Raw genomic sequence first — 21,425 nt, 5'->3', positions numbered from 1 at the left:
TAACTGATTAGTTAATTTGAGCAACAGCCCATTTTATATTTAATCTTTTTAGTGAAAAAAATATTTTTAACATATTTTAAAAGTTACTTAAAAGTAGAAGCAATATAAACACAGAGGATTTCAATAGATAAGGTTTTAAAAAAGGAAAAATGTGTTATAGAATATATTGTTGTTAATATGAAAAAATGGTAGTATTTAAATTGGGAGGAATAAAATGAATGAATTGATAAAAAATGCTTTAACAGGTGTGAATATTATACCTACCGTAATATTAGGATTAGTTTTATTGTACTGGATAACTGTAATTATAGGTGTAATTGACTTGGACTTATTAGAGTTTGATTTTCAGGTAGATAGCCATGCTGAGGTCTTTCAGGGAATATTAGTTTTTCTAAATTTAGGGGAGATACCTTTTATGGTGGTTTTAAGTATTTTGTCTTTAGTTTTTTGGATTTTATCAATGATGTTATATAGATTACCAGTAGAGCCTGGGGGATTTATAAATGGTTTATTGTTAATTCCAACATTAATAATTAGTTTATTAATTACTAAGATAATAACAAAACCACTTAAGGTATTGTTTAAAAGAGATTATGAAGAGGAGATAGCTCAGGAAGGAGGCGTAGTTGGACAGCTAGTAATCTTGGTATCAAATATTAAGGAGGGGCGATTAGGTCAAGGGGAAATAGAAAGAGATGGAGCTTCTTTGTTAATAAATGTAAAAGCTGAAAATGAAGAGGATGTCTTTGAAAAACATGAAGAAGCATACGTTTATAGAAAAGATGATGATAAAAATATTTATTATATTATAAAAATTAAGGAGTGATAAGAATGTCTTATGAAACGCAAGTTTTATTAAGTAGTATTGTGGCAGTAGTAATTATTGTTGGTGGATTATTAGCTATGTTTGCTAAGTTTTATCGTAAGATTGATCAAGGAAAAGTTATTGTAAGAAATGGTGTAAGAGGGCCAGTAGTATCTTTTGGGGGGATTTTTGTATTACCTATACTACATAAACACGAAGTTATGGATATTTCAGTTAAGAGAGTTGAAATAGCTAGAGTGGGTAAAGATGGATTAATTTGCAAAGATAATTTAAGAGCAGATATAAGAGTTGCATTTTTTGTTAGAGTTAATCAAACAAGAGAAGATGTATTAAAGGTAGCTCAATTATTAGGTTGTGCAAAGGCATCAGATCCAACAACTTTAATGGAATTTTTTGATGCTAAGTTTTCAGAAGCGTTAAAAACAGTAGGTAAGAAGTTTGAATTTGTTCAACTTTATACTGAAAGAGAAACTTTTAAAAATGAGATTCTTCAAATAATTGGTACAGATTTAAATGGTTATGTTTTAGATGATGCAGCTATAGACTATCTTGAGCAAACTGATATTAAGCTATTAAATAGTAATAACATTTTAGATGCAGAAGGTATTAAGAAAATAACTGAACTTACTGCAGAACAACTTATTTTAGCAAATCAAATTGAAAGAGATAGAGAAAAGACTATTAAGAAGCAAGACGTATCAGCAAGAGAAGCTATATTAGAGCTTGAAAAGCAAAATGCAGAGGCTGAAGCTAAGCAACAAAAAGAGATTTCAATTGTAAATTCAAGAGAAACGACAGAGGCTGAAAAGGTAAGACAAGAAGAAAGATATAAGGCTGAAATGGCAAGAGTTAAGTCTGATGAAGAAATTGAAGTTGCTGAGCAAAATAAAGAAAGACAAGTTATTATTGCAATGAAGTCAAAGGAAAGCACTGAAGCAGTTGAAGCTGAAAGAGTAGATAAGAAAAAACTACTTGAAAGAACAGAAAAAGAAAAGCTTGTAGAGCTTGCCACTATTGATAAGCAAAAAGAAGTTGAAGTAGAAAAGAAAAATATTCAAACAATTATTAGAGAAAGAGTGGCAGTTGAGAAGGAGACTGTTATTGAAGAAGAAAAGATTAAGGATACTCGTGTTCTTGCAGAGGCTAACAGAGTTAAGTCTGTAGCTATTAAAAAGGCAGAGGAAGAGGCAGAAACTAAGCTTATCATTGAAGTTAAAACTGCAGAGGCATCTAAAGAAGCAGCAGAGAGAATTGCAGAAAAAACTATTATTGATGCAGATGCTAAGTATAAGGCATCACAAAAAGAAGCAGATGCAGTTAAGGTTCTTGCAGATGCTAATATTCAAGATGAAGCTACTTCAGGTATAGCAGAAGCTAAGGTTATTGAAGCTAAATCAGCTGCAGAGGCTAAGGCTATTGAGGCTAGAGCATTAGCACAAGCTAAGGGTGATAGTGCAATGGTTGAAGTTAAGGAGAAGGAAGGAACAGTGGAAGCTGATATCTTAAAGAAGAAATACATAGCAGAGGCTGATGGAATTAAGGAAAAAGCTACTAGTATGAAGGCTCTTGATGAAGCTGGTAGAGAACATGAAGAATTTAAGCTTAAACTTGAAAAAGAAAAAGAAATTGATCTTGCAAATATTCATATTCAAAAAGAAATTGCAGAATCTCAAGCATCAGTTATTAGAGAAGCTCTTAAGGCAGCTAAAATCGATATTGTTGGTGGAGAAACAATGTTCTTTGACCAAATTATTGGTTCAGTAACAAAGGGTAAATCATATGATCGCCTAGTTAATAATAGTGATGTTCTTACAGACATTAAAAAAACATTTATAACTGGTGATGCTGAGTACTTTAAGAAACAATTAGGTGACTTTATGGATAGGTTTAATTTAACATCAGAGGATATTAAGAATCTTTCAATTGCAGGTGCTATTAATAAGATGATGAGTAATTCACAAGGTACAGATAAAATGGCATTAAGTAAGCTATTAGAAACAGTAAATAAGGCAGGCGTAGCTAATTTACCAGCAAAAACTATAGAATTTGCACATAAACAAGGAGAATAGTTTTGAATCATATTGAAGATATGGAAAAGGGTACCTACGAGATTATTAAAAATCGTCTTATTAAGCAAGGAGAAGATTTAAGAGAGCGTGTTAGTAAGCTTAATGATGTAAGAAAAGAGGCTTTTGGTTCAATTGAGACTAAGCTACTTGGAAGTGAAAGAATAATAACAGAACATAACTGTATACCAAGAGATATGGCTCCAGTAGAAGATTCATTTATCTTTGGGTACAATGTTCATATTGGTTTAAAATCTAAGGTGGAGTTAAGTGATGTTTTTTCAATTTATAAGTACAGTGAAAAAAAGTTTGTAAAGCAATCACTTGATTTAATAAATAATGAGGAATTTATAAAGGATTTTGATGAATTATATAAGTATTATAAAAATACTTTTTTTGCAAAGTTTACTATAATAGAACCTTATTTTTATATGATATTTCAAACAGGAAAAAGTCCTACAGATATTAAAGTATTTAAGTGGGCAATTGAAGGCAATAAGTTAATTTATGTTGATAGTAGAAGTGAGCATGAGGTTAAGTTTAAGAAGGAAAGTGAATTTGAATTTATTAAGGCTACAAGAGATGACCAAAGAAGTGGCTTGTATGCTCATATTTCAATATTGGACAAGGTGTTTGTTGAAACAATAAGAGGAGATTTAACTATTAAGGTTGAGGATAATACTGAAACAGGAAAGGGAATATATTCTGAACCTGTGGAGGATATGGATCAAAGTCTTGATGATGCTGAAATATATTATGCAAATTTAGATGAACTAATAATACTAAAAATTAAACCATATAAGGAAAATGATTTTAGGTATTTTATTTTTAATAACAAATTAAAAAATGTTGTTAGAGTAGACTCAATAAAGGATACATGCATTCTTTTACCAGGACATCATGGATTAATATTCCCAAAGGGATATTATCTCCAAACTGGTGAACACAAAATATTTGATATAGAAGCTGAAGGTTCAATTTTTGATCAAAGAGTTACTTCATCTAATGGAGAAGATTATCAGTATATTTTCTACAATACTAATAATGGGGAATACCAAGTATATTCTTATAATATTATTGAGCAAAAAATTGATGCTCCCATAGTTTGCAGTGGATATTCTCATTTTAATAATGGAGAAATGATAGTTGTTAAACATGAAAATGAACCAAGAAAAAATCATATGATACAAATATGGCAAACACCTTATGTAGGGAAAAACTATGTAAGTGAAGGAGATAAGGAATCTGTTCTTTTTAAAATAGGTAATAAGGATATTGTTACTGCAATGGCAGATTGTAGGGCAGTATGTAAGCTCATTGATAAAAAGGAAGGCTATCAAAGTATTTATGTTGATATTGTAAAAGAGTGTGAAAGAATAATTGATTCTTATTTTTGGTTAGATAAGAAAGAAACCTTTAATTTAAGGGAAGTACTTTTATCTTTAAAGGAATCAGCAACTTTTGCTATTGGTGAGTTTGAAAAAGTATTAAGAATAAAGGCGACAACTAAAAAGCAAATAGAGGATGCAAGCAAAACATCAGAGGAGTTATTAAAAAAATTAAAGTATGGAACCTTTGATACTATTGATGAATATGTAAGGGCTTTAGCAGATATAAGAAATCTTAGGGGGCAAATAGCTTCATTAAAGGATTTAAGATATACAGACCTTAATATTGTTAATACTCTTGATAAGGATGTAAAGGAAAAGTATGATGAATTCTCTAAAAAGTGTGTTGAGTTTTTACTAGCACCTGAAGGGTTAATGCCTTATGAAGAAAAGGTTAAAGAGCTACAAGGTGAAATTGATAAGATAAATAAATCAAATGAAGGTAAAGAGCTTCAGGAAAAAATCAATGAAACTTCAAGTGATTTAGAGCTTCTTATTGATATTATTAGTAACTTTAAAATTGAAGATCCAACTATGACAACAGAGATAATAGAGAAAATATCTGCATTATTTTCATTAATAAATAATGGTAAGGCAAGATTAAATAATAAAATTGAAGAGTTTACAAAAAATGAAATGACAACTCAATTTTATTCACAAATAAAGCTACTTAGTCAATCTGTAGTAAATTATTTAGATATTTCTGATACTGAAGAGAAATGTGATGAGTATTTAAATAAGGTTATGATTATGATTCAGGAATTAGAAGGAAGATTTGCTGAGTTTGATGATTATATACTACAGTTAAATGAAAAAAGAGAAGAACTTTATAATGCTTTCGAGAGTAAGAAGCAATCTATATTAGATAAGAAGAATAAGAGAATATTGGGGTTATTTAATTCAGCAGAGCGTATTTTAAGTGGAATTAAAAATAGATTAAATAATTTCCAATCTGTTGCAGAGATTAATGGATATTTAGCTACGGATATTATGGTAGAAAAGGTTAGAGATGTAATGTCAACATTAAATGACCTTGGTGATTCTATTAAGGCTGATGAAATTACCTCTAGATTGAAAAAGATAAAGGAAGAAGCTGTTCGTCAATTAAATGATAGGCAGGACCTTTATGTTAATGGTGAAAATGTAATTAAGCTAGGAAAGCATAATTTTTCAGTTAATACAAAAGCTATTGATTTATCTATAGTACAAAAGGATGATATTTTATATTATCACATAACAGGCACAGATTTTTGGGAAAAAATAAATAAAGATGGTATTGAAAAATATAACAATGTTTTTAATCAAAGTATTGTATCAGAAAATAACAATGTTTATAGGGGAGAGTATTTAGCTTATTTAGTTTTTGAAGAAGCAAATAATAAAAGATTTGAAACCTTAGAAAAGTTAGAAGCTAAGTCAGAAGCACAATTAGTTGAAGTAGTGCAAAAATTTATGGTGTCTAGGTATCAAGAGGGATATACTAAGGGAGTACATGATATTGATGCAGCAAAAATTTTAAAAACATTGTTACAATTACATGAAAAAATTGATTTGCTAGTATATAAAAGTGAGGCTAGAGCTTTAGCCAGGGTTTATTGGGATTCTTTAGCTGATGAGGAGATAAAGTCAGTATTAAGGAAGCGATTAAAAGAAGTAGCTAAGGTTACTTTATACTTTAATTCATCACCTAATTTAGAAAAATACATTCCATATATAGTTGAAAATATGGAAAAGGAAAATAAGCTAATAAGCTTATTTGGAAAAAAATATATAAAGGAAGCTTCAGAGTATCTTTGTCTTGAAATAATGGAAGGTGAAGAGTTTATAGTTAGTAAAGAGGCTAAAAGCATATACGATGGTTTTATAAAATATTTAAGAGATAAGAATGTTTTAAATGAATTTTTATCTTCAGTAAATAGTAGTAAAAATGATATAGAAGGACTTTATTATTTAATTAGTGAATGTATAAATGCTTATAAAGATAATGTTTTAAATGATAAAAACAAAGAGGATATAAATATAACTATATTTGAAACTTTAAATAGTGAAGAAATAATAGGAGTTCTTAAAGAAGTTATTGTTTTATTAATAGGAAATAAAACGGATTTAGGACGAGTAATTTATGTTGATTCAAAGGTGAAAGTAACAGGTCTTATTGGAAGTCATCCTGTAATAAATGGGGGAGAATATATATTATCCTATATGAGATTTATGGATAAGCTAAATGAATTTAAATGTAGAGAAGTTAATGACTTTATAGAGTTTTACGAAATTAAAAAGAATTTGATAAAAGATTTCAAAGCTAAAATTCATTTAGATGATTTTAAACCAGAGGTGCTTACTTCTTTTGTAAGAAATAAATTAATAGATAAGGTTTATCTGCCTTTAATAGGAGATAACCTAGCTAAACAAATTGGTGTTGTTGGAGAAAATAAAAGAACAGATTTAATGGGATTATTATTACTTTTATCTCCACCAGGTTATGGTAAAACAACATTAATTGAATATGTTGCAAGTAGATTGGGACTAATTTTAGTTAAAATAAATGGTCCTTGTTTAGGAAATGAAGTAACCTCTTTAGATCCAGAAATGGCTAAGAATAATAGTGCTAGAGAAGAACTAATAAAGCTTAATATTGCATTAAAGATGGGTAACAATGTAATGATATATGTAGATGATATTCAACACTGTAATCCAGAATTTTTACAAAAGTTTATTTCTTTATGTGATGGACAAAGAAAAATTGAAGGTGTATATAATGGAGTTAGTGAAACTTATGATTTAAGAGGTAAAAAGGTAGCTATTGTTATGGCTGGTAATCCATATACTGAAAGTGGAGAAAAGTTTAAGATTCCAGATATGCTTGCAAATAGAGCAGATGTATATAATCTTGGAGATATGCTTATGGAAAATGAAGAAGCCTTTAAATTAAGTTATATAGAAAATGCTTTAACATCAAACTCTGTTTTATCTAAGTTAAGTAATAATAATCCAAAGGATTTATATGGATTTGTTGAAATGGCTAAGGGAGCAGAAAGGGAAAGTGTATCTTTAGATGGCAATTACTCAGTAGAAGAAATAAATGAATATATTAGTGTTATTGATAAATTATTTAAGGTAAGAGATATAGTATTAAAGGTTAATCTTGAATATATTTATTCAGCTGCTCAAGCAGAAGAGTATAGAAAAGAGCCACCATTTAAGCTACAGGGATCTTATAGAAATATGAATAAAATAGCAGAGAAGATTATTCCTGTAATGAATGATAATGAATTATTCAAAAGAATAATTGCAAGTTATGAAAATGACTCACAAACATTAACAACTGGGGCAGAAGCAAATATGCTTAAATGGAAAGAAATAGCTGGATGTATAACAGAAGAAGAAAAAATACGTTTTGAAGAAATTAAAACTATATTTATTAAAAATAAGTTGGTAAAAGGTGATGACAAATTAGGGCAAGCTGTTTTAGCTTTAAATGGACTTACAGATAATTTAGAAATGATAAAAGATATTTTAGCAAGTGTAATAAAACATTAATATATGCTGGATAAGATGGCTGAATAAAAGCAGCTATTTTGTCCAGCATTTTTAATTATGAGGTTTTTTAATAGAAATTTAAGATTAACGTAAATATGAGATATATAATAAATTATTTAGGAATATTGGATGAAATTGGAATAAAAATTATTAAATAAGAATAATAATAATTTAAGAGTTAAACTTCTAAGATAGAAGATTGGTTTTAAAACAAATAGTCCATATTAGATTATAAAACTTTGGAGGTGTATAGAGAAATGACAAAGATTAAGACAATACAAGAAGCAGTAAAAAATATTAAAGATGGAATGAAAATTATGACAGCAGGTTTTTTAGGAATAGGTGCTCCATTAAAGATGATAGATGCATTAGCAGAAACAAATGTTAAAGATCTTACACTTATTCAAGCTGTATCAGCTCATCCAGGAGAAACTCATGATGTTGGTAAGCTTGTAGCAAATAAACAAATAAAAAAGTTTGTAGGTTCACATATTGGAACTTGTCCTGAAATACAAAAACAATATAATTCAGGTACATTAGAAGTAGAATTTATACCTATGGGGACTATAGTAGAATGTATAAGAGCTGGGGGAGCTGGACTTGGTGCAGTTGTAACTCCAACTGGTCTTGGAACTGAAATTGAAAAGGGAAGAGATAAACTTACTATAGATGGAAAGGAATATTTAGTATTTCCAGCAATAAAAGCAGATGTTGCACTAATCAAGGGGTATAAAGCTGATAAACTTGGAAATATTGTATATAGAGGAACAACTAAAGGAACAAATACAAGTATGGCACTTGCTGCTGATTTAGTTATAGCTGAGGTAGATGAAATTGTAGAAGTGGGTGAAATTTCACCTGATAGTGTTGGAACACCAGGAATATTGGTAGATATAATAGTTCAAGGCGACTCTTTTGATAATAGAATAAAATATTTTGAAGATTTATGGACAAGAACTAACCAAATGAAATAGGGGGAGAAATTATGAATAGTAAAGAGATAATTGCAAGAAGAATCGCAAAAGAGTTTAAAGAAGGAATGGTTGCTAATTTAGGATTTGGTATACCTAATATGGCTGCAAACTATTTACCAGAAGGAATGGAAATAACATTACAATGTGAAAATGGTGCATTGAAGTTTGGCGAAACTCCAAGCATAGGGAAAGCTGATCCTGACTTAGCTAATTCTGGTGGAGCCCCAATTACTTTATTAAAAGGGGCATCAACATTTGAAATGGATTTATCTTTTGCAATAATAAGAGGTGGACATGTTGATATAACTGTACTAGGTGCTTTAGAGGTGGATCAAGAAGGAAGCATTGCAAACTGGAAGATACCAGGAGTTTTTGCACCAGGTATGGGCGGCGCAATGGACCTTTTAGTAGGAGCAAAATATGTAATAGCTGCTTTAACTCATAATGATAAAAAAGGGAATCCAAAGGTGCTAAAGAAATGTAAATTACCTTTATCAGCTAAAAAGTGCGTTGATCTTATAATTACTGATAAAGCGGTTATGAAGGTTACAGATAAGGGATTAGTATTAATAGAAGTAGCACCAGGTGTAACTGTTGATGAAGTAGTAAAGATTACTGATGCTGATTTAATAATAGCTGATAATGTTATTGAAATGGAAATATAATATGCTTATATACAAAATGAAAGATTTTTAAATCTTTATAAATAAGTGTTTGTAGCTAAAAAAATACTACTTTGTATTTATAGTAATTATTAGTTTTTGAATTAGTATATCTTATCTAATGATGATACTTTGGGGAAATCTTAAAAGTTAGTCTGTACTAAGAGAAAGATAAATCAATCTACTTTTGAACATAGATTTGATACTAAGCATTTTACCATAAAACCCATGAAAATCTTAAAAAACGAACTGCCCCATGTCTACATAACAGGGGGCAGTTTAAAATTCAAAATTTTGATTTACATGGGTAATTTTCTATTTCATATAGTTATTCCATAGAAGTTATTTTAGGATTATCGATTTCTTTATAGTTAATATCAAAATCATAATTGAAGGTTTTAATATATGTTTTAAAATAGTTTCGTAAGTTATTATCACAAATATAAATATAAGTTCCACGAATTCCTCTAGTTAAAAGTGTTTTATATATGTTTAAAATATACTTTTTTAGTTCTTTAGGATCTTTAATAGTTTTTTTCCCATTCATATCATAATAATTATTAGGATTAATCTTAATTTGCCCATTTTCATAGCTTATTTCATTTCCTAAGATTATACCAGCATAATTGATGTCATAACCTTGGGTTGTATGAATACATCCAATTTCATTTAAAGCATTAGGTGAGTTAATCCAATCTTTATTTTGAGAATTCCATTTAAATTTAGAGTTATCAATTATAATATCATAATTGGTTGAATCTTTTTTAGAATTCCATGGCCAAGCATATCCTGCTATCATACGACACAAACCAAATTCTTTCTCTTTTTCTTTTATCTTTTTATGCATTTCATCTATAGTATCAAAAATAAATAATTCATAATTTCCAAAGGACTTTATTGTATCTTGAGTTTCATTTAAAATATTTTCTATGTATTTAATATAATCTTGTCCAGCTAAAACTCTCATTTGAGATTTAATTATATGTTTTTCAAAATTAATTTTATTAAATTTTTCAGGTCTTACATCAGAAGGTTTAATAGATTGATTTTTATCGTAACATAGTATCATATGTTTGCAAGAGAGTTTAATCCAGTCTAGTTGATCTCCATCTTTTATATCTAAACCTAGTTTTTTATTACAATCATCAAAGGATTTCATATTTGTAATATTTACTCTTCTATTTAGACGATGAGCTTCATCTACAATAAGAATATCATATTTTTTACCTGCAACATCAGATGGACCAAGTACCATATTTGCTTTAAGATTTTTAACATTTTTGAATACTTTTTTTAATGTACTTCTAAGAGAAGTCATAGGTATAACTAGTCCAATTTTTAAATCTTTAGTTGCTTGTAATTCCATTAAGTATTTTATTAGATAAATAGCTACAATAGTTTTACCAGTACCAGGCTCACCTTGAATTAAATGACTACTTTTTTCGTTATTTATTATGCTATTTACAATTGTATTTACTAATGAATATTGTTCATTAGTAAGAGCTTTATAAGGAGAATATTTAAATAAGTCACTATTACGTATTTCAAACAACCCTTTAATAACTACCTTATTTTGTTTTAATTCTTCCCAAATAAGTTCAAATTTTTTTCATAATTATCTTTATTATAGTAATTATGATTGCTAAGTCCTCCATTACTGTTTTGAAGAGCGTATTTACCATCAGCAGCCATATATTCGATTAAAAGAGATTCTATTTCTAATGTTGCTGATTTATTAAAATCAAAGTCTGAAATAATATCAATTAATGTAAGTTTTCTTCTATCTTTATTTTTATAATGTTCTTGGCAACGATGATAAACTCTTGTAGATTCACCTATATATGCTTCATTTGAATTTCTCAGAATATAAACAACTGGCCAATTAAGGGTACAATCATCTTGTTTAATTCTATCAAAAAGTTCTTCTTTATAATCAAAAGTTTTTATTAATCCCATATTTTCACCTCAAATTACTAAATATAGTAATATTATATACTTTAAAGGATAAATTTTCTAATATTAAGGTATATACTAAAAGGTATATCACAAAAGAAGTTAAAATTTTAGATATTGATAGAATTAAGAATAGACTTATTTATTTAAAGTTATATATGGATAGATTTATAATTTACTTATGTTATAATTATAGTAAAAAAATTACGCTATGTTTTAAGTAAACTCCTATGTTCATGAGTTTTATTCTATAGCTAGCATCTGTAATTTTATAACATCTGTACGCTCCTAGATAACAATTTCTACCCCCAGCTGAAAGTAAGTTTCACTGAGATTAAGAAACTTTGTTTATATTAAATATCAATATTATTTTAAAACATAGCCTAAAATTAAAGGTGATTAATTTGAATTTAGATAAAAATATATTAGAAGAAATAATAAATATAAGTAAAAAATATGATTATATAGAGAAGGTAATTCTTTTTGGGTCAAGAGCTAGAGGAGATAATAAATTAAAGAGTGATATAGATTTAGCTATATATTCAGATAAGGATTTAGGAGAGTATATAGAGGATATTGAATTAAATACTAGAACTTTATTAGAATTTGATTTTTCTGATATGAAAAACATAAAGGATGAATTTTTCAAAGAGCAGATTAGTAAGGATGGTGTAATTATATATGAGAAACATAGATTTTAAATATATGAATTTAAAAAAAGCTTACAACAAATTAATAGAAGTAAGTAAATTATATGATGGTAAAGATGAAATTATAAGGGACAGTTTAATACAAAGATTTAAATTTACTTATGAGTTAACACATAAAACATTAAAAGAATTTTTAATATATTCAGGAGTTACATTAGAAAATTCATTTCCAAGAATTATCTATAAAAAAGCATATGTTAATAATTTAATTTCAGATGATGAGGTATGGATTAATTTATTAGAAGATAGAAATAAAACATCTCATATTTATAATGAAGAATTAGCAAGTGATATAGCTAATAGAATAGTTAATAGATATGTTGAAGCTATTGGTGAATTAGTAAGTAATTTAGGGAAAATGATATAACTTTCATGAGGATAAAGGAATATATTAGGCACATGAAATAAAAATAAGGATTAAAGAACTATAGATAAAAATTTAATCTAAGATAGGTTGTTGAATATAAATTTTATAAGAAGGAAAAACTAAAATTGAGGTGAGAAAAATGTCAAAAAATAAATTTAATAAAAATAGAAATGATAATAAAACATCAGATAGCAATATGGAAACAGGAGAAAAATTACATAAACCTACAAGAGGTCTTCCTAGAACAGAAAAATAACAAAAAAGTCAGTTCTTTTGTATAACTTTACCCAATGAAAGTGCTACACTGAATTTATATTTGGTGTAGTGGGGATGTAGTGAGATTTGTGTAAAAGCAAATCTACTACATCTTTTTTTGAATGGTTTTATGGTAGATTTGGAATAATATACTTATGAATATTAGAGGAGGATTACAAATGAGAGTACCAGATATAAATTATCAAGAAGAAATAAAGAAATGCAAAAGTATGGACGATGTTGTGGGTAAGAATGGGTTAATGCAAAGATTATTAAAAGATGTTATGCAACAACTACTTGAAGCTGAAATGGAAGAACATTTAGGTAGAGAAAAATATGAGAGAACCGATAACGATAGTGACAAGAATTATAGAAATGGGTATTCAAAAAAAGATGTTAGAAGCAGCTACGGGGAGATACCTATAGATATTCCTAGAGATAGAAAATCAGAGTTTGAACCAAGAACTATAAGAAAATATGAAACTGATTGTAATGAATTAGATAAAAAAATAATTGGTTTATATGCTCGTGGAATGTCTACAAGAGACATTCAATCCGAACTGGAAGAATTATATGGAATAGATGTATCTCCATCAATGATATCTAAAATAACAGATAAAGTAATGATTGCAGCTGCTGAATGGCAAAATAGAATGTTAGATCCTGTGTATCCTATAGTTTATATGGATGCTATTCATTTTAAAGTGAGAGACGAACATAGAATAGTTACAAAGGCTGCTTATATTTGCATGGGTGTTGATATGGAAGGCTATAAAGATATATTAGGAATATGGATTGGCGAAGCCGAAGGAGCAAAATTTTGGCTTAGCGTTTGTAATGATTTAAATAATCGTGGTGTTAAAGACATATTAATTGCATGTATGGACGGTTTAAGAGGATTACCAGATGCTATTAAAGCTGTTTTTCCAAAAGTATGTATTCAAAATTGCATAATACATCAAATAAGAAATTCAATGAAATATGTATCATATAAAAATAGAAAAGAATTTATGAAAGACTTAAAACTGGTGTATAAAGCAGATACAGAGGAGATAGCGCTAACGCAGCTCGATAGGCTAAAGAATAAATGGGATGATGTTTATAGTACTGTAATAGATTCATGGTATGAAAATTGGGATAGATTGTCTACATATTTTTCATATACTAAAGAAATTAGAAAAATGATTTACACTACTAATGCACTAGAAGGATTTAATAGGCAATTAAGAAAATTCACTAAAATTAGAACAGTATTTCCAACAGATGATTCTTTGCGAAAATCATTATATTTAGCAACAGATCAAGTTATGAAAAAATGGACTTCACCAATAGCTAATTGGGGAATAACTCTTTTAAAATTAGAAATAATGTTCAAAGATAGAATCGAGGAAGCGTTAGCAATATAGCTTGTACTTATTAGAAAATTACAGTATATAATACTTATTTTAGTGCATACTAAAATTATGAAACCACGTAGTTTTAGTATTTGTAAAAATATTAAAAATATAACTGGAAACATAATTTCCAGTTATACAATATATTAAAATATTTAATTTACACAAATTATTCTACATTCTCGGTGTAGTGCTTTTTTAGTATCTGTAATTTGGTTTTAAAAATGAAAAGAAGAATCTATTTTCTATAGGTTCTTCTTTTTATTTACCTAAAATTCTTTTTATTTGGATAAATGTACCTTGAAGACAAGGCGCAACATACCTATCTTTAACTTCAATATCTTCAACAGATTTTATATATTCATTAATAATGGAGCTAGTGTTTTTTCTTTCTGTTAATTTAAAGTATCTAAATTGTTTCTTTTCAAGGTGATTTATTTTTGTTTTAAAGTAGGAACATTGTTTCATCCAAGTAAATTGTTTTGATATATTCTTTTGATTAAATCCAGTTGCATAAGCTCCAGGTTCTATTAAAGCTACATCTATATTAACAGATTTTAATTCTTTAAGTTCTTCCTTTAAAGATGTAGCTATTGCTTCAATAGCAAATTTAGTAGCTGTATAAGGTGAAAGAAATGGTAAAGTTACTCTTCCAACTAAGGATGATACAAAAACAATACGACCAGATCTTTTTTTTATCATATTCTTAAGTACTCTTTGAGTTAATTCAATATTAGAAAATACATTAGTTTCAAAGGTCTGTCTATATCTATCAACATTTATTTCGCATACAGAACCGGAATCACCAATGGCTGCATTATTTATTAACACATCTATAGATAAATTATCAACTAAAGTTCTATCATTAGCAGATAAAATATCTAACTTAAAACTTTTAAGTGGAAGATTATTTTTTTTAGCTATTTTATTTAACATCTTTGATTCTTCTAAAGTATGAGTAGTTGCATATACATAATGGCCTCTAGAGCTTAATGCAATAGCTGCATCTTTTCCAAGACCTGTACCAGAACCTGTAATTAAAACTTTTTTCATATTATTACCACCATTAAATTAATATTAGTAGTATTATATCCATATTTATGTAAATTTATAATATGAATTTATCTTATGCTAATAGAGCTTAATTAGATTTTAGTTCTATTAGCATTTTTAATTTATTATTTTTATGTTTTGTATAAAATTGTAATAATCATATTTAATATGATACTATTTACTGTGAAATTTAGTTATTAAAAACTATTATTATTAAACAAAATTAATTTGAATTAGAAAAAATTACTGAAATTATCAAAAAACAAGAAATTTGTAGTACGAAATTTGTTGGCTTCTACCGGATTTTGAATTAAAATTATTAGTAGACGCGTCAAAATGTATATAAAAGGGAGAAATAATACAAATGAAAAACTGTTTTAAAAAGTTAATAATTATGTTTGTAATGGTACTAACTGTTTTAAGTATAGAAATAATTCAAAATGGAACTATAGCTAATGCAGCAACTGTTGGAGAACAGTTATTACAACCTGAAGATGGTTGGGTAAGATATGATAATGATGATAGTAATATAAGTGTTAATGGTAGTTGGGCACCATATTCTATGTCAGGTTTGTATAAAGATAATCAGATCTTTACAGGTACTGTCAATAGTAGAATTGAGTTCAATTTTGTTGGAACTGAACTTAGATTAATTCAGCCACAATGGTCTGATGGTGATAATAATGTAAAAATTGAAATTGATGGGATTACAGAATATTATAGCCAAAGAGGCATTGAGAAATTTCAAACTATTATGTATGAAAAACTTGGTATGAATAATGGGGTACACACTGTAAAGATAACAAAAATAACTAATGACAGTAGCTATTTACGTTTTGATGCTATAGATATAGATGAAAATGGTATTCTATTACCGTATAATGAGGATATTGTAAATGAATCATTAAACTTAAATGAGTCATTTATAACTTTATCAGAAGGAACTTCAGAAATTTTAAATCCAACAATGATAAGTACTGTTCATACTAATAAAGATTTAATATGGACATCAAGTAACGAAGAAATAGCTAAAGTTGATCAAAATGGAAATGTAAATGCAATAAAAGAGGGTAAAGCAGTAATAACAGTACAAATTAAAGATACATATATAAAAGCTACTTGTAATGTTACAGTAACTAAAAAAGAGGAAGTTAAGCCAGAAGAACCAGAAATAACTTCAGCTAAAATATTAAATGTAGATCCAGAAAAAGATAAAATTAAATTAAAAGAGAATGTAACTGCTGATATAGTGATTGATAATATAAAAGAAATAGCGGCAGAAGATATGTTAATAAAGTATGATAGTACTAAATTAAAATTCATAAATACTAATGAAGTTAATGGAATAAAATTAGTAAAAAAAGATGAAAAAGATGGAGAATTAAGAGTAATTCTTGCTAGTAAGGGCTTAGCTAATATAGTAAATGATAAAAAAGTATTATTAAAACTTAATTTTCAAGGGATATCACCAGGTGAAGCTCTAGTAAATATAACTAAAGGTAAAATATCTGATGGTATAGAAATGGAAAAAGATTTAATAAAGGATCAATGTGGAGAAGCAAAAATAATTATAGAAGATGAGACTTTTTTAGATGTTAATAATGATGGAGTTTTTACTCTTTTGGATTTAGCAATTGATGCAAGACATTATGGAGAAGATACATCAAGTCTTCCACAATATAATACAGACATCGTAATAAATCAAGCAATAGATAATGATGATTTACTAAAGATTGGTGAATATATGCTTGCTAATCCAGAATACAAATTAAAATAATGTGAGAATAAGATACTTAAATAAGGCACTTGCAGAAATGTAAGTGTCTTTTGTTATATAAAAAATTAATATACATGATATAAAAGTATGTATTAATTACTTTTCTTTGGAAATAATAAGAAGAAACATAAAAACAAGGAGATGTAATTTATGGAAAATGTAATTATGGCAATAACTATTGATCCTAGAAGTATTCATGCACCAGAAGTTCAAACTATTTTAACTAAACACGGATGTATTATAAAAACTAGAGTTGGTCTTCATGAAGTTAGTGAAAATTCTTGTTCTGAACAGGGATTGATAATTTTACATATTCAGTCTAATTTAGATGAAATAAAAAATCTTGAAAATGAATTAACTGGTATTGAGGGCGTTAAAGTAAAATATATGACTTTATAATTTAAAAATACAAAATATAAGATAGTGATAATTTAGGTATGATAAGAACGATTTTAAGTATAAAATGCTAATAGAACTTAATTAAATTAATAACGAATTGTTAAGTTAAATGTAAACTTAGCCTAACAATTCGTTAAATATTTTTAATGAAGTCTTGAATTCAAGACTTTTCTTTGTTTATTATTTAAATTATTTTTAAGAATATCAACACTTTCTTGTGTTATAGTAGAAAAATTAAATTTTTTTAGGAAAGAACTCATCTTTAATTAATGAAACTCAAAATACTCTAATATTTTATTTTACTTTATTATTGCCTTTATCTTCGTTATTCTTATTTCTATTTTTATCAACATTGCTCTTATCATTTTTGTTTTTATTATATTGAGAACTAGACATTATTATCACCACCTTACCTTAATTTTTAGTATTCACGGAACATATTTATGTTATTCATATTTATAAATAAGTTTTAGAAAGCAATTTTTATATAAGTATTTTATAGTATTAGAGAATTATAAAAATCTAATAATAAAATAATATATTTTTAAAGTAGAATTTTATAGAGAAATAAATAATTTAATAACTTGGATATTACTTGCAAATCTTAATGATGAATTTTATTCTAAAGTGGGCCAAGTTCTTTGAAATGTATTGGGATAATATGCAAAAATGCAAACAATCCAAAAAATAATAATATCTTATAATAAAGATTTACTAACAAAAATAAAAAAATATAAATTTTTATAGAAACTTTTCTTTTAATGCATATATATTTATTAGAAGTTAAAATACATAATTTTTAATAAGTATATATGAATTTTAAGGGAGGTTTTTTATATGAGAGAAAGAAAATTTGTAAAAATAAGGGTAGATATGTATAGTGACACTAAATTTAAGATAATAGATACTATGGAGGAAAGAGATATTATTCATTATATTTGGACTAGACTTTTAACTTTAGCTGGTAAGGTTAATTTAGCAGGGGAATTGTATATGTCAAAAAGTATTCCTTACAAAGCAGAAACTTTAGCTATAGAATTTAATAGAAGTACAGAAAAGGTTAAAATGGCTTTAGATGTGTTTAAGAATTTAGAAATGATTGAATTAACAAAAGATAATGTTTATAAAGTTAAAAATTTTACTAAGCATCAAAATATTAAGGTTAAAGAAGAGATAAAAAAAGTAGAAAAATCAGATGATAAAGAAAATCTTAAGGATAATACTGGCTTTAAAAATAATGAGTTAAATAATATTTGTGAAAAAACTGAAATAAGTAATAATTTAAAAACACAAAAAGGTAAATCACAAGGTAATACTAATATAGAAAATATTTCTGAGCAAAAGTACAATGATTCAATTTATTATGATATTTGCAATAAGAATAAAGAAAATGAGCCAAAATATCAAGATTACAAAGCAAGAGAACTTAAAAATATAAGTGAAAAACAGTTATATAATAATAACGATGATCTTGTAAATAAAAAGTTTAATATTGAATCTTACACAGAAACTAGTGATATATGCAAAAATAATATAGAGAAAAATTTTAAAGAACATAATAAAGTTAATGTAAACAATAAAATTGAAGCAAATGCAGATAATGATGATAGCATTATTAATATTAAAGATAAAGAAAGCAAGAATAGGACTTTAAGTAATCAGAATTCGATAGTAGATGAAAAATTTAGATATATAAATTCAAATATCAATTTATTAAATATTAAAGCTAAAAATAAGAAAAAATGTAAGAAACCTAAGAAAAAGTGTGAGGATATTGAAGAGCTATTTTTTGAAGAGGATGAAGAAGATATAGTTGTTCCAATAGAATGTAGTGATGAACCTAATATTCAGGGGAAGTTAGTTAGGTCATTTAATTTTTGATGTAGCATATAATTGAATTCTAAGATTTTATGTTTAATAATAGGATATTTTTGATACAATAGAGGTAATACAATTGGTTATTATAACATATAAACTAAAATTTGAAGGTTTATTATGAATTTAAACTTATCACCAATAGGAATAGAAAAACAAAAGAGGAAACTCATATGAATATAGAAAAATATAATTAGGTTTTTTTGGAAGTATTAGAGGTACACCAAGGTAGGAGATGACGAAATTATGAATTTAAGTACAATTCACCATATAGCAATAATAGTTTCAGATTATGAAAAGTCCAAAGATTTTTATGTAAATAAGTTAGGATTTAAAGTAATTAGAGAAAATTATAGATCTGATAGAGATGATTACAAGTTGGATGTAAAACTTGGAGATTGTGAGCTTGAAATATTTAAAATGAAAGATAGTCCTAAAAGGGTATCAAGACCAGAGGCTTGTGGCTTGAGGCATTTGGCATTTAAGGTAGAATGTATAGAAGAGGTTATTAATGAATTAAATGAAAAAGGAATAGAAACAGAGCCTGTAAGAATAGATGAGTTTACTAATAAGAAAATGACATTTTTCTTTGATCCAGATGGGTTACCATTAGAATTACATGAGTAATCACTTTACATTTTAAAATATAATCACTTAAGGATATAATGATAAAATGTGGAAGCATGATGAAAAAAGTGAGGAGATACATATGAAAACTGTAGAAGTAGTTGCAGCAATAATTAAGAAAGAAGATAAAATATTTATTACACGTAGGGGATATGGGGAATTTATTGATATGTGGGAATTTCCAGGTGGTAAAATTGAACTAGGTGAATCAAGAGAAGAAGCACTTCATCGTGAGATTAAAGAGGAATTAGAGTTAGAAATAAATGAATTAGAATATTTAACTACAATAGATTATGATTATTCTAATTTTCACTTAAAGATGCATTGTTTTATTTGCCAAATAGCTGGTGGCAAATTAAGCTTAAATGCTCATAATGATGCTAAGTGGATTACTTCTGATAAGTTAGATAATCAAAAGTGGGTTCCAGCAGATATTTTAGTAGTTAATAAACTTAAAAAGAAATAGTCCTAATTAATCATTTATTGTCTAAAATTATACTCTGTTATAATATTTATAGATAAAATGTAAAAAAGTGTTGACAATTTAAATCATGTATTTTATAATAGACAAGCAGTCAAGTTGCAGGACAGTTTCTTTAGGAAATACCTGGTTATAAAAAATTAAGATTTGATTGTAAGATACATATTTTAATTATGCGTTTTTAGCTCAGCTGGATAGAGCAACGCCCTTCTAAGGCGTGGGCCAGGGGTTCGAATCCCTTAAAACGCACCACTTTTGGTTCACTAGCTCAGTCGGTAGAGCACATGACTTTTAATCATGGTGTCCCGGGTTCGATTCCCGGGTGAGCCACCAAAAAAGTCTAAAGTAGAGATGTATATTTTTACTTTAGACTTTTTTATTTTATGAAAATTTATAGATTTTTAATTAAAATAGTTAGAATTTCATGGTTTATAGTGGAAAGTTAAGAAAAAAATCACTAATATATGTTAAAATATAATTACAAAGTATTAAAACTATTTTTAAGATAAATTATAACTAAATTTAATCTATTTTAGTATTATTTAAGTTAATTTAAAAAATAGTGTTGACAATTTAAATTATGTATCTTATAATAATCAAGCAGCCAAGTTTTGAGAACATTATATTTCATAATTATTATGTTTTAAAAATAATAAGATTTGATATTTGCATTATGACTTATATATGAATTTATGTATTGTGATTATGCGTTTTTAGCTCAGCTGGATAGAGCAACGCCCTTCTAAGGCGTGGGCCAGGGGTTCGAATCCCTTAAAACGCACCATTTTTTGGTTCACTAGCTCAGTCGGTAGAGCACATGACTTTTAATCATGGTGTCCCGGGTTCGATTCCCGGGTGAGCCACCAAAATAGTCTAAAGTAGAAATTTAGTTTTTTACTTTAGACTTTTTTTATTTGTGATAGAAAAAGGAAGCTTATTTATAAATATCAGCGCTAAATATGTTGATGTTTTTTATTTTATATATGAAAAAAATATAGGGTATAATAGAAATTATGAATAAGCTTTAGAATTTCACACTATTTTAGATTAATATTAAAAATAGATTAGTAATTGTCAA

The 21,425-nt window shown here is 27.2% G+C and carries 16 protein-coding genes and 4 tRNA genes; 17 read left to right on the top strand and 3 right to left on the bottom strand.

Features of this window, described 5'->3' with window-relative positions:
* Positions 1-214: 214 nt before the first annotated feature.
* The 5 genes from BGI42_RS08490 to BGI42_RS08470 all read left to right on the top strand — a co-directional run bounded on the left by BGI42_RS08490 (position 215) and on the right by BGI42_RS08470 (position 9,459).
* The gene (locus tag BGI42_RS08490) at positions 215-826 is read left to right on the top strand and encodes an OB-fold-containig protein (RefSeq protein ID WP_069679902.1); all 612 of its coding nucleotides are present in this window, start codon (positions 215-217) and stop codon (positions 824-826) included.
* A 5-nt stretch (positions 827-831) separates the two neighbouring features.
* Entirely contained in the window at positions 832-2,895 is a 2,064-nt protein-coding gene (locus BGI42_RS08485) for a flotillin family protein (protein WP_069679901.1), read from the top strand.
* Positions 2,896-2,897: 2 nt separating this feature from the next.
* A complete protein-coding gene (locus tag BGI42_RS08480) occupies positions 2,898-7,820 on the top strand; it encodes a DNA repair ATPase (protein ID WP_242984712.1) in 4,923 nt (1,640 codons plus the stop codon).
* A 257-nt stretch (positions 7,821-8,077) separates the two neighbouring features.
* Positions 8,078-8,794, top strand: coding sequence for a CoA transferase subunit A (locus tag BGI42_RS08475; RefSeq protein WP_069679900.1), 717 nt, complete (start codon positions 8,078-8,080; stop codon positions 8,792-8,794).
* Positions 8,795-8,805: 11 nt separating this feature from the next.
* The gene (locus BGI42_RS08470; RefSeq protein ID WP_069679899.1) at positions 8,806-9,459 is read left to right on the top strand and encodes a 3-oxoacid CoA-transferase subunit B; all 654 of its coding nucleotides are present in this window, start codon (positions 8,806-8,808) and stop codon (positions 9,457-9,459) included.
* A 325-nt stretch (positions 9,460-9,784) separates the two neighbouring features.
* Here BGI42_RS08470 and BGI42_RS08465 read toward each other — a convergent pair whose 3' ends face one another.
* Entirely contained in the window at positions 9,785-11,008 is a 1,224-nt protein-coding gene (locus BGI42_RS08465) for a DNA/RNA helicase domain-containing protein (RefSeq protein ID WP_069679898.1), read from the bottom strand.
* 26 nt (positions 11,009-11,034) lie between these two features.
* Positions 11,035-11,412 carry a GIY-YIG nuclease family protein gene (locus BGI42_RS16325; protein WP_069679897.1) on the bottom strand — a complete coding sequence of 126 codons (378 nt, stop codon included), beginning with the start codon at positions 11,410-11,412 and terminating at the stop codon, positions 11,035-11,037.
* Positions 11,413-11,804: 392 nt separating this feature from the next.
* On the opposite strand from BGI42_RS16325, the gene BGI42_RS08460 reads away from it, so the two are divergent.
* The 3 genes from BGI42_RS08460 to BGI42_RS08450 all read left to right on the top strand — a co-directional run bounded on the left by BGI42_RS08460 (position 11,805) and on the right by BGI42_RS08450 (position 14,147).
* A complete protein-coding gene (locus tag BGI42_RS08460) occupies positions 11,805-12,110 on the top strand; it encodes a nucleotidyltransferase domain-containing protein (RefSeq protein WP_242984711.1) in 306 nt (101 codons plus the stop codon).
* Complete coding sequence (locus tag BGI42_RS08455) at positions 12,091-12,486, top strand: HI0074 family nucleotidyltransferase substrate-binding subunit (protein WP_069679895.1); 396 nt, start codon at positions 12,091-12,093, stop codon at positions 12,484-12,486. Before BGI42_RS08460 ends, BGI42_RS08455 begins: the two co-directional genes overlap by 20 nt.
* 434 nt (positions 12,487-12,920) lie before the next feature.
* Positions 12,921-14,147 (top strand): IS256 family transposase, encoded by a 1,227-nt coding sequence (locus BGI42_RS08450; RefSeq protein WP_069678411.1) that lies wholly within the window; start codon positions 12,921-12,923, stop codon positions 14,145-14,147.
* A 249-nt stretch (positions 14,148-14,396) separates the two neighbouring features.
* Here the strand turns inward: BGI42_RS08450 and BGI42_RS08445 are convergent, their stop codons facing one another.
* Entirely contained in the window at positions 14,397-15,188 is a 792-nt protein-coding gene (locus BGI42_RS08445) for an SDR family NAD(P)-dependent oxidoreductase (RefSeq protein WP_069679894.1), read from the bottom strand.
* Between the two features lie 364 nt (positions 15,189-15,552).
* On the opposite strand from BGI42_RS08445, the gene BGI42_RS08440 reads away from it, so the two are divergent.
* The 9 genes from BGI42_RS08440 to BGI42_RS08400 all read left to right on the top strand — a co-directional run bounded on the left by BGI42_RS08440 (position 15,553) and on the right by BGI42_RS08400 (position 21,213).
* Positions 15,553-16,965: an Ig-like domain-containing protein gene (locus tag BGI42_RS08440; protein ID WP_069679893.1), complete on the top strand. Its 1,413-nt coding sequence runs from the start codon at positions 15,553-15,555 to the stop codon at positions 16,963-16,965.
* 150 nt (positions 16,966-17,115) lie between these two features.
* Entirely contained in the window at positions 17,116-17,364 is a 249-nt protein-coding gene (locus tag BGI42_RS08435) for a CPF_0552 family protein (protein WP_069679892.1), read from the top strand.
* A gap of 837 nt (positions 17,365-18,201) precedes the next feature.
* Positions 18,202-19,245 carry a phage replisome organizer N-terminal domain-containing protein gene (locus BGI42_RS08430; protein ID WP_069679891.1) on the top strand — a complete coding sequence of 348 codons (1,044 nt, stop codon included), beginning with the start codon at positions 18,202-18,204 and terminating at the stop codon, positions 19,243-19,245.
* A 240-nt stretch (positions 19,246-19,485) separates the two neighbouring features.
* A complete protein-coding gene (gene gloA2 / locus BGI42_RS08425; protein ID WP_069679890.1) occupies positions 19,486-19,866 on the top strand; it encodes an SMU1112c/YaeR family gloxylase I-like metalloprotein in 381 nt (126 codons plus the stop codon).
* 82 nt (positions 19,867-19,948) lie between these two features.
* Entirely contained in the window at positions 19,949-20,332 is a 384-nt protein-coding gene (locus BGI42_RS08420) for a (deoxy)nucleoside triphosphate pyrophosphohydrolase (protein WP_069679889.1), read from the top strand.
* 190 nt (positions 20,333-20,522) lie between these two features.
* Positions 20,523-20,599: transfer RNA gene (locus BGI42_RS08415), tRNA-Arg, on the top strand.
* Positions 20,600-20,604: 5 nt separating this feature from the next.
* A tRNA-Lys gene (locus BGI42_RS08410) sits at positions 20,605-20,680 on the top strand.
* A 374-nt stretch (positions 20,681-21,054) separates the two neighbouring features.
* Positions 21,055-21,131: transfer RNA gene (locus BGI42_RS08405), tRNA-Arg, on the top strand.
* Between the two features lie 6 nt (positions 21,132-21,137).
* Positions 21,138-21,213: transfer RNA gene (locus tag BGI42_RS08400), tRNA-Lys, on the top strand.
* Positions 21,214-21,425 lie beyond the last annotated feature (212 nt).

The sequence above is a fragment of the Clostridium taeniosporum genome (genome assembly GCF_001735765.2).
GTDB classification, from domain to species: Bacteria; Bacillota; Clostridia; order Clostridiales; family Clostridiaceae; genus Clostridium; species Clostridium taeniosporum.
This window is presented reverse-complemented; position numbering and strand designations above follow the sequence as displayed.

Excerpts from the sequence above, each read along its gene's own strand:
- BGI42_RS08455 (WP_069679895.1), top strand. The coding sequence starts at position 12,091 with ATGAGAAACATAGATTTTAAATATATGAATTTAAAAAAAGCTTACAAC.
- BGI42_RS08475 (WP_069679900.1), top strand. The coding sequence starts at position 8,078 with ATGACAAAGATTAAGACAATACAAGAAGCAGTAAAAAATATTAAAGAT.
- gloA2 (WP_069679890.1), top strand. The coding sequence starts at position 19,486 with ATGAATTTAAGTACAATTCACCATATAGCAATAATAGTTTCAGATTAT.
- BGI42_RS08485 (WP_069679901.1), top strand. The coding sequence starts at position 832 with ATGTCTTATGAAACGCAAGTTTTATTAAGTAGTATTGTGGCAGTAGTA.
- BGI42_RS08470 (WP_069679899.1), top strand. The coding sequence starts at position 8,806 with ATGAATAGTAAAGAGATAATTGCAAGAAGAATCGCAAAAGAGTTTAAA.
- BGI42_RS08420 (WP_069679889.1), top strand. The coding sequence starts at position 19,949 with ATGAAAACTGTAGAAGTAGTTGCAGCAATAATTAAGAAAGAAGATAAA.
- BGI42_RS08430 (WP_069679891.1), top strand. The coding sequence starts at position 18,202 with ATGAGAGAAAGAAAATTTGTAAAAATAAGGGTAGATATGTATAGTGAC.
- BGI42_RS08440 (WP_069679893.1), top strand. The coding sequence starts at position 15,553 with ATGAAAAACTGTTTTAAAAAGTTAATAATTATGTTTGTAATGGTACTA.
- BGI42_RS08450 (WP_069678411.1), top strand. The coding sequence starts at position 12,921 with ATGAGAGTACCAGATATAAATTATCAAGAAGAAATAAAGAAATGCAAA.
- BGI42_RS08445 (WP_069679894.1), bottom strand. The coding sequence starts at position 15,188 with ATGAAAAAAGTTTTAATTACAGGTTCTGGTACAGGTCTTGGAAAAGAT.
- BGI42_RS16325 (WP_069679897.1), bottom strand. The coding sequence starts at position 11,412 with ATGGGATTAATAAAAACTTTTGATTATAAAGAAGAACTTTTTGATAGA.
- BGI42_RS08490 (WP_069679902.1), top strand. The coding sequence starts at position 215 with ATGAATGAATTGATAAAAAATGCTTTAACAGGTGTGAATATTATACCT.
- BGI42_RS08435 (WP_069679892.1), top strand. The coding sequence starts at position 17,116 with ATGGAAAATGTAATTATGGCAATAACTATTGATCCTAGAAGTATTCAT.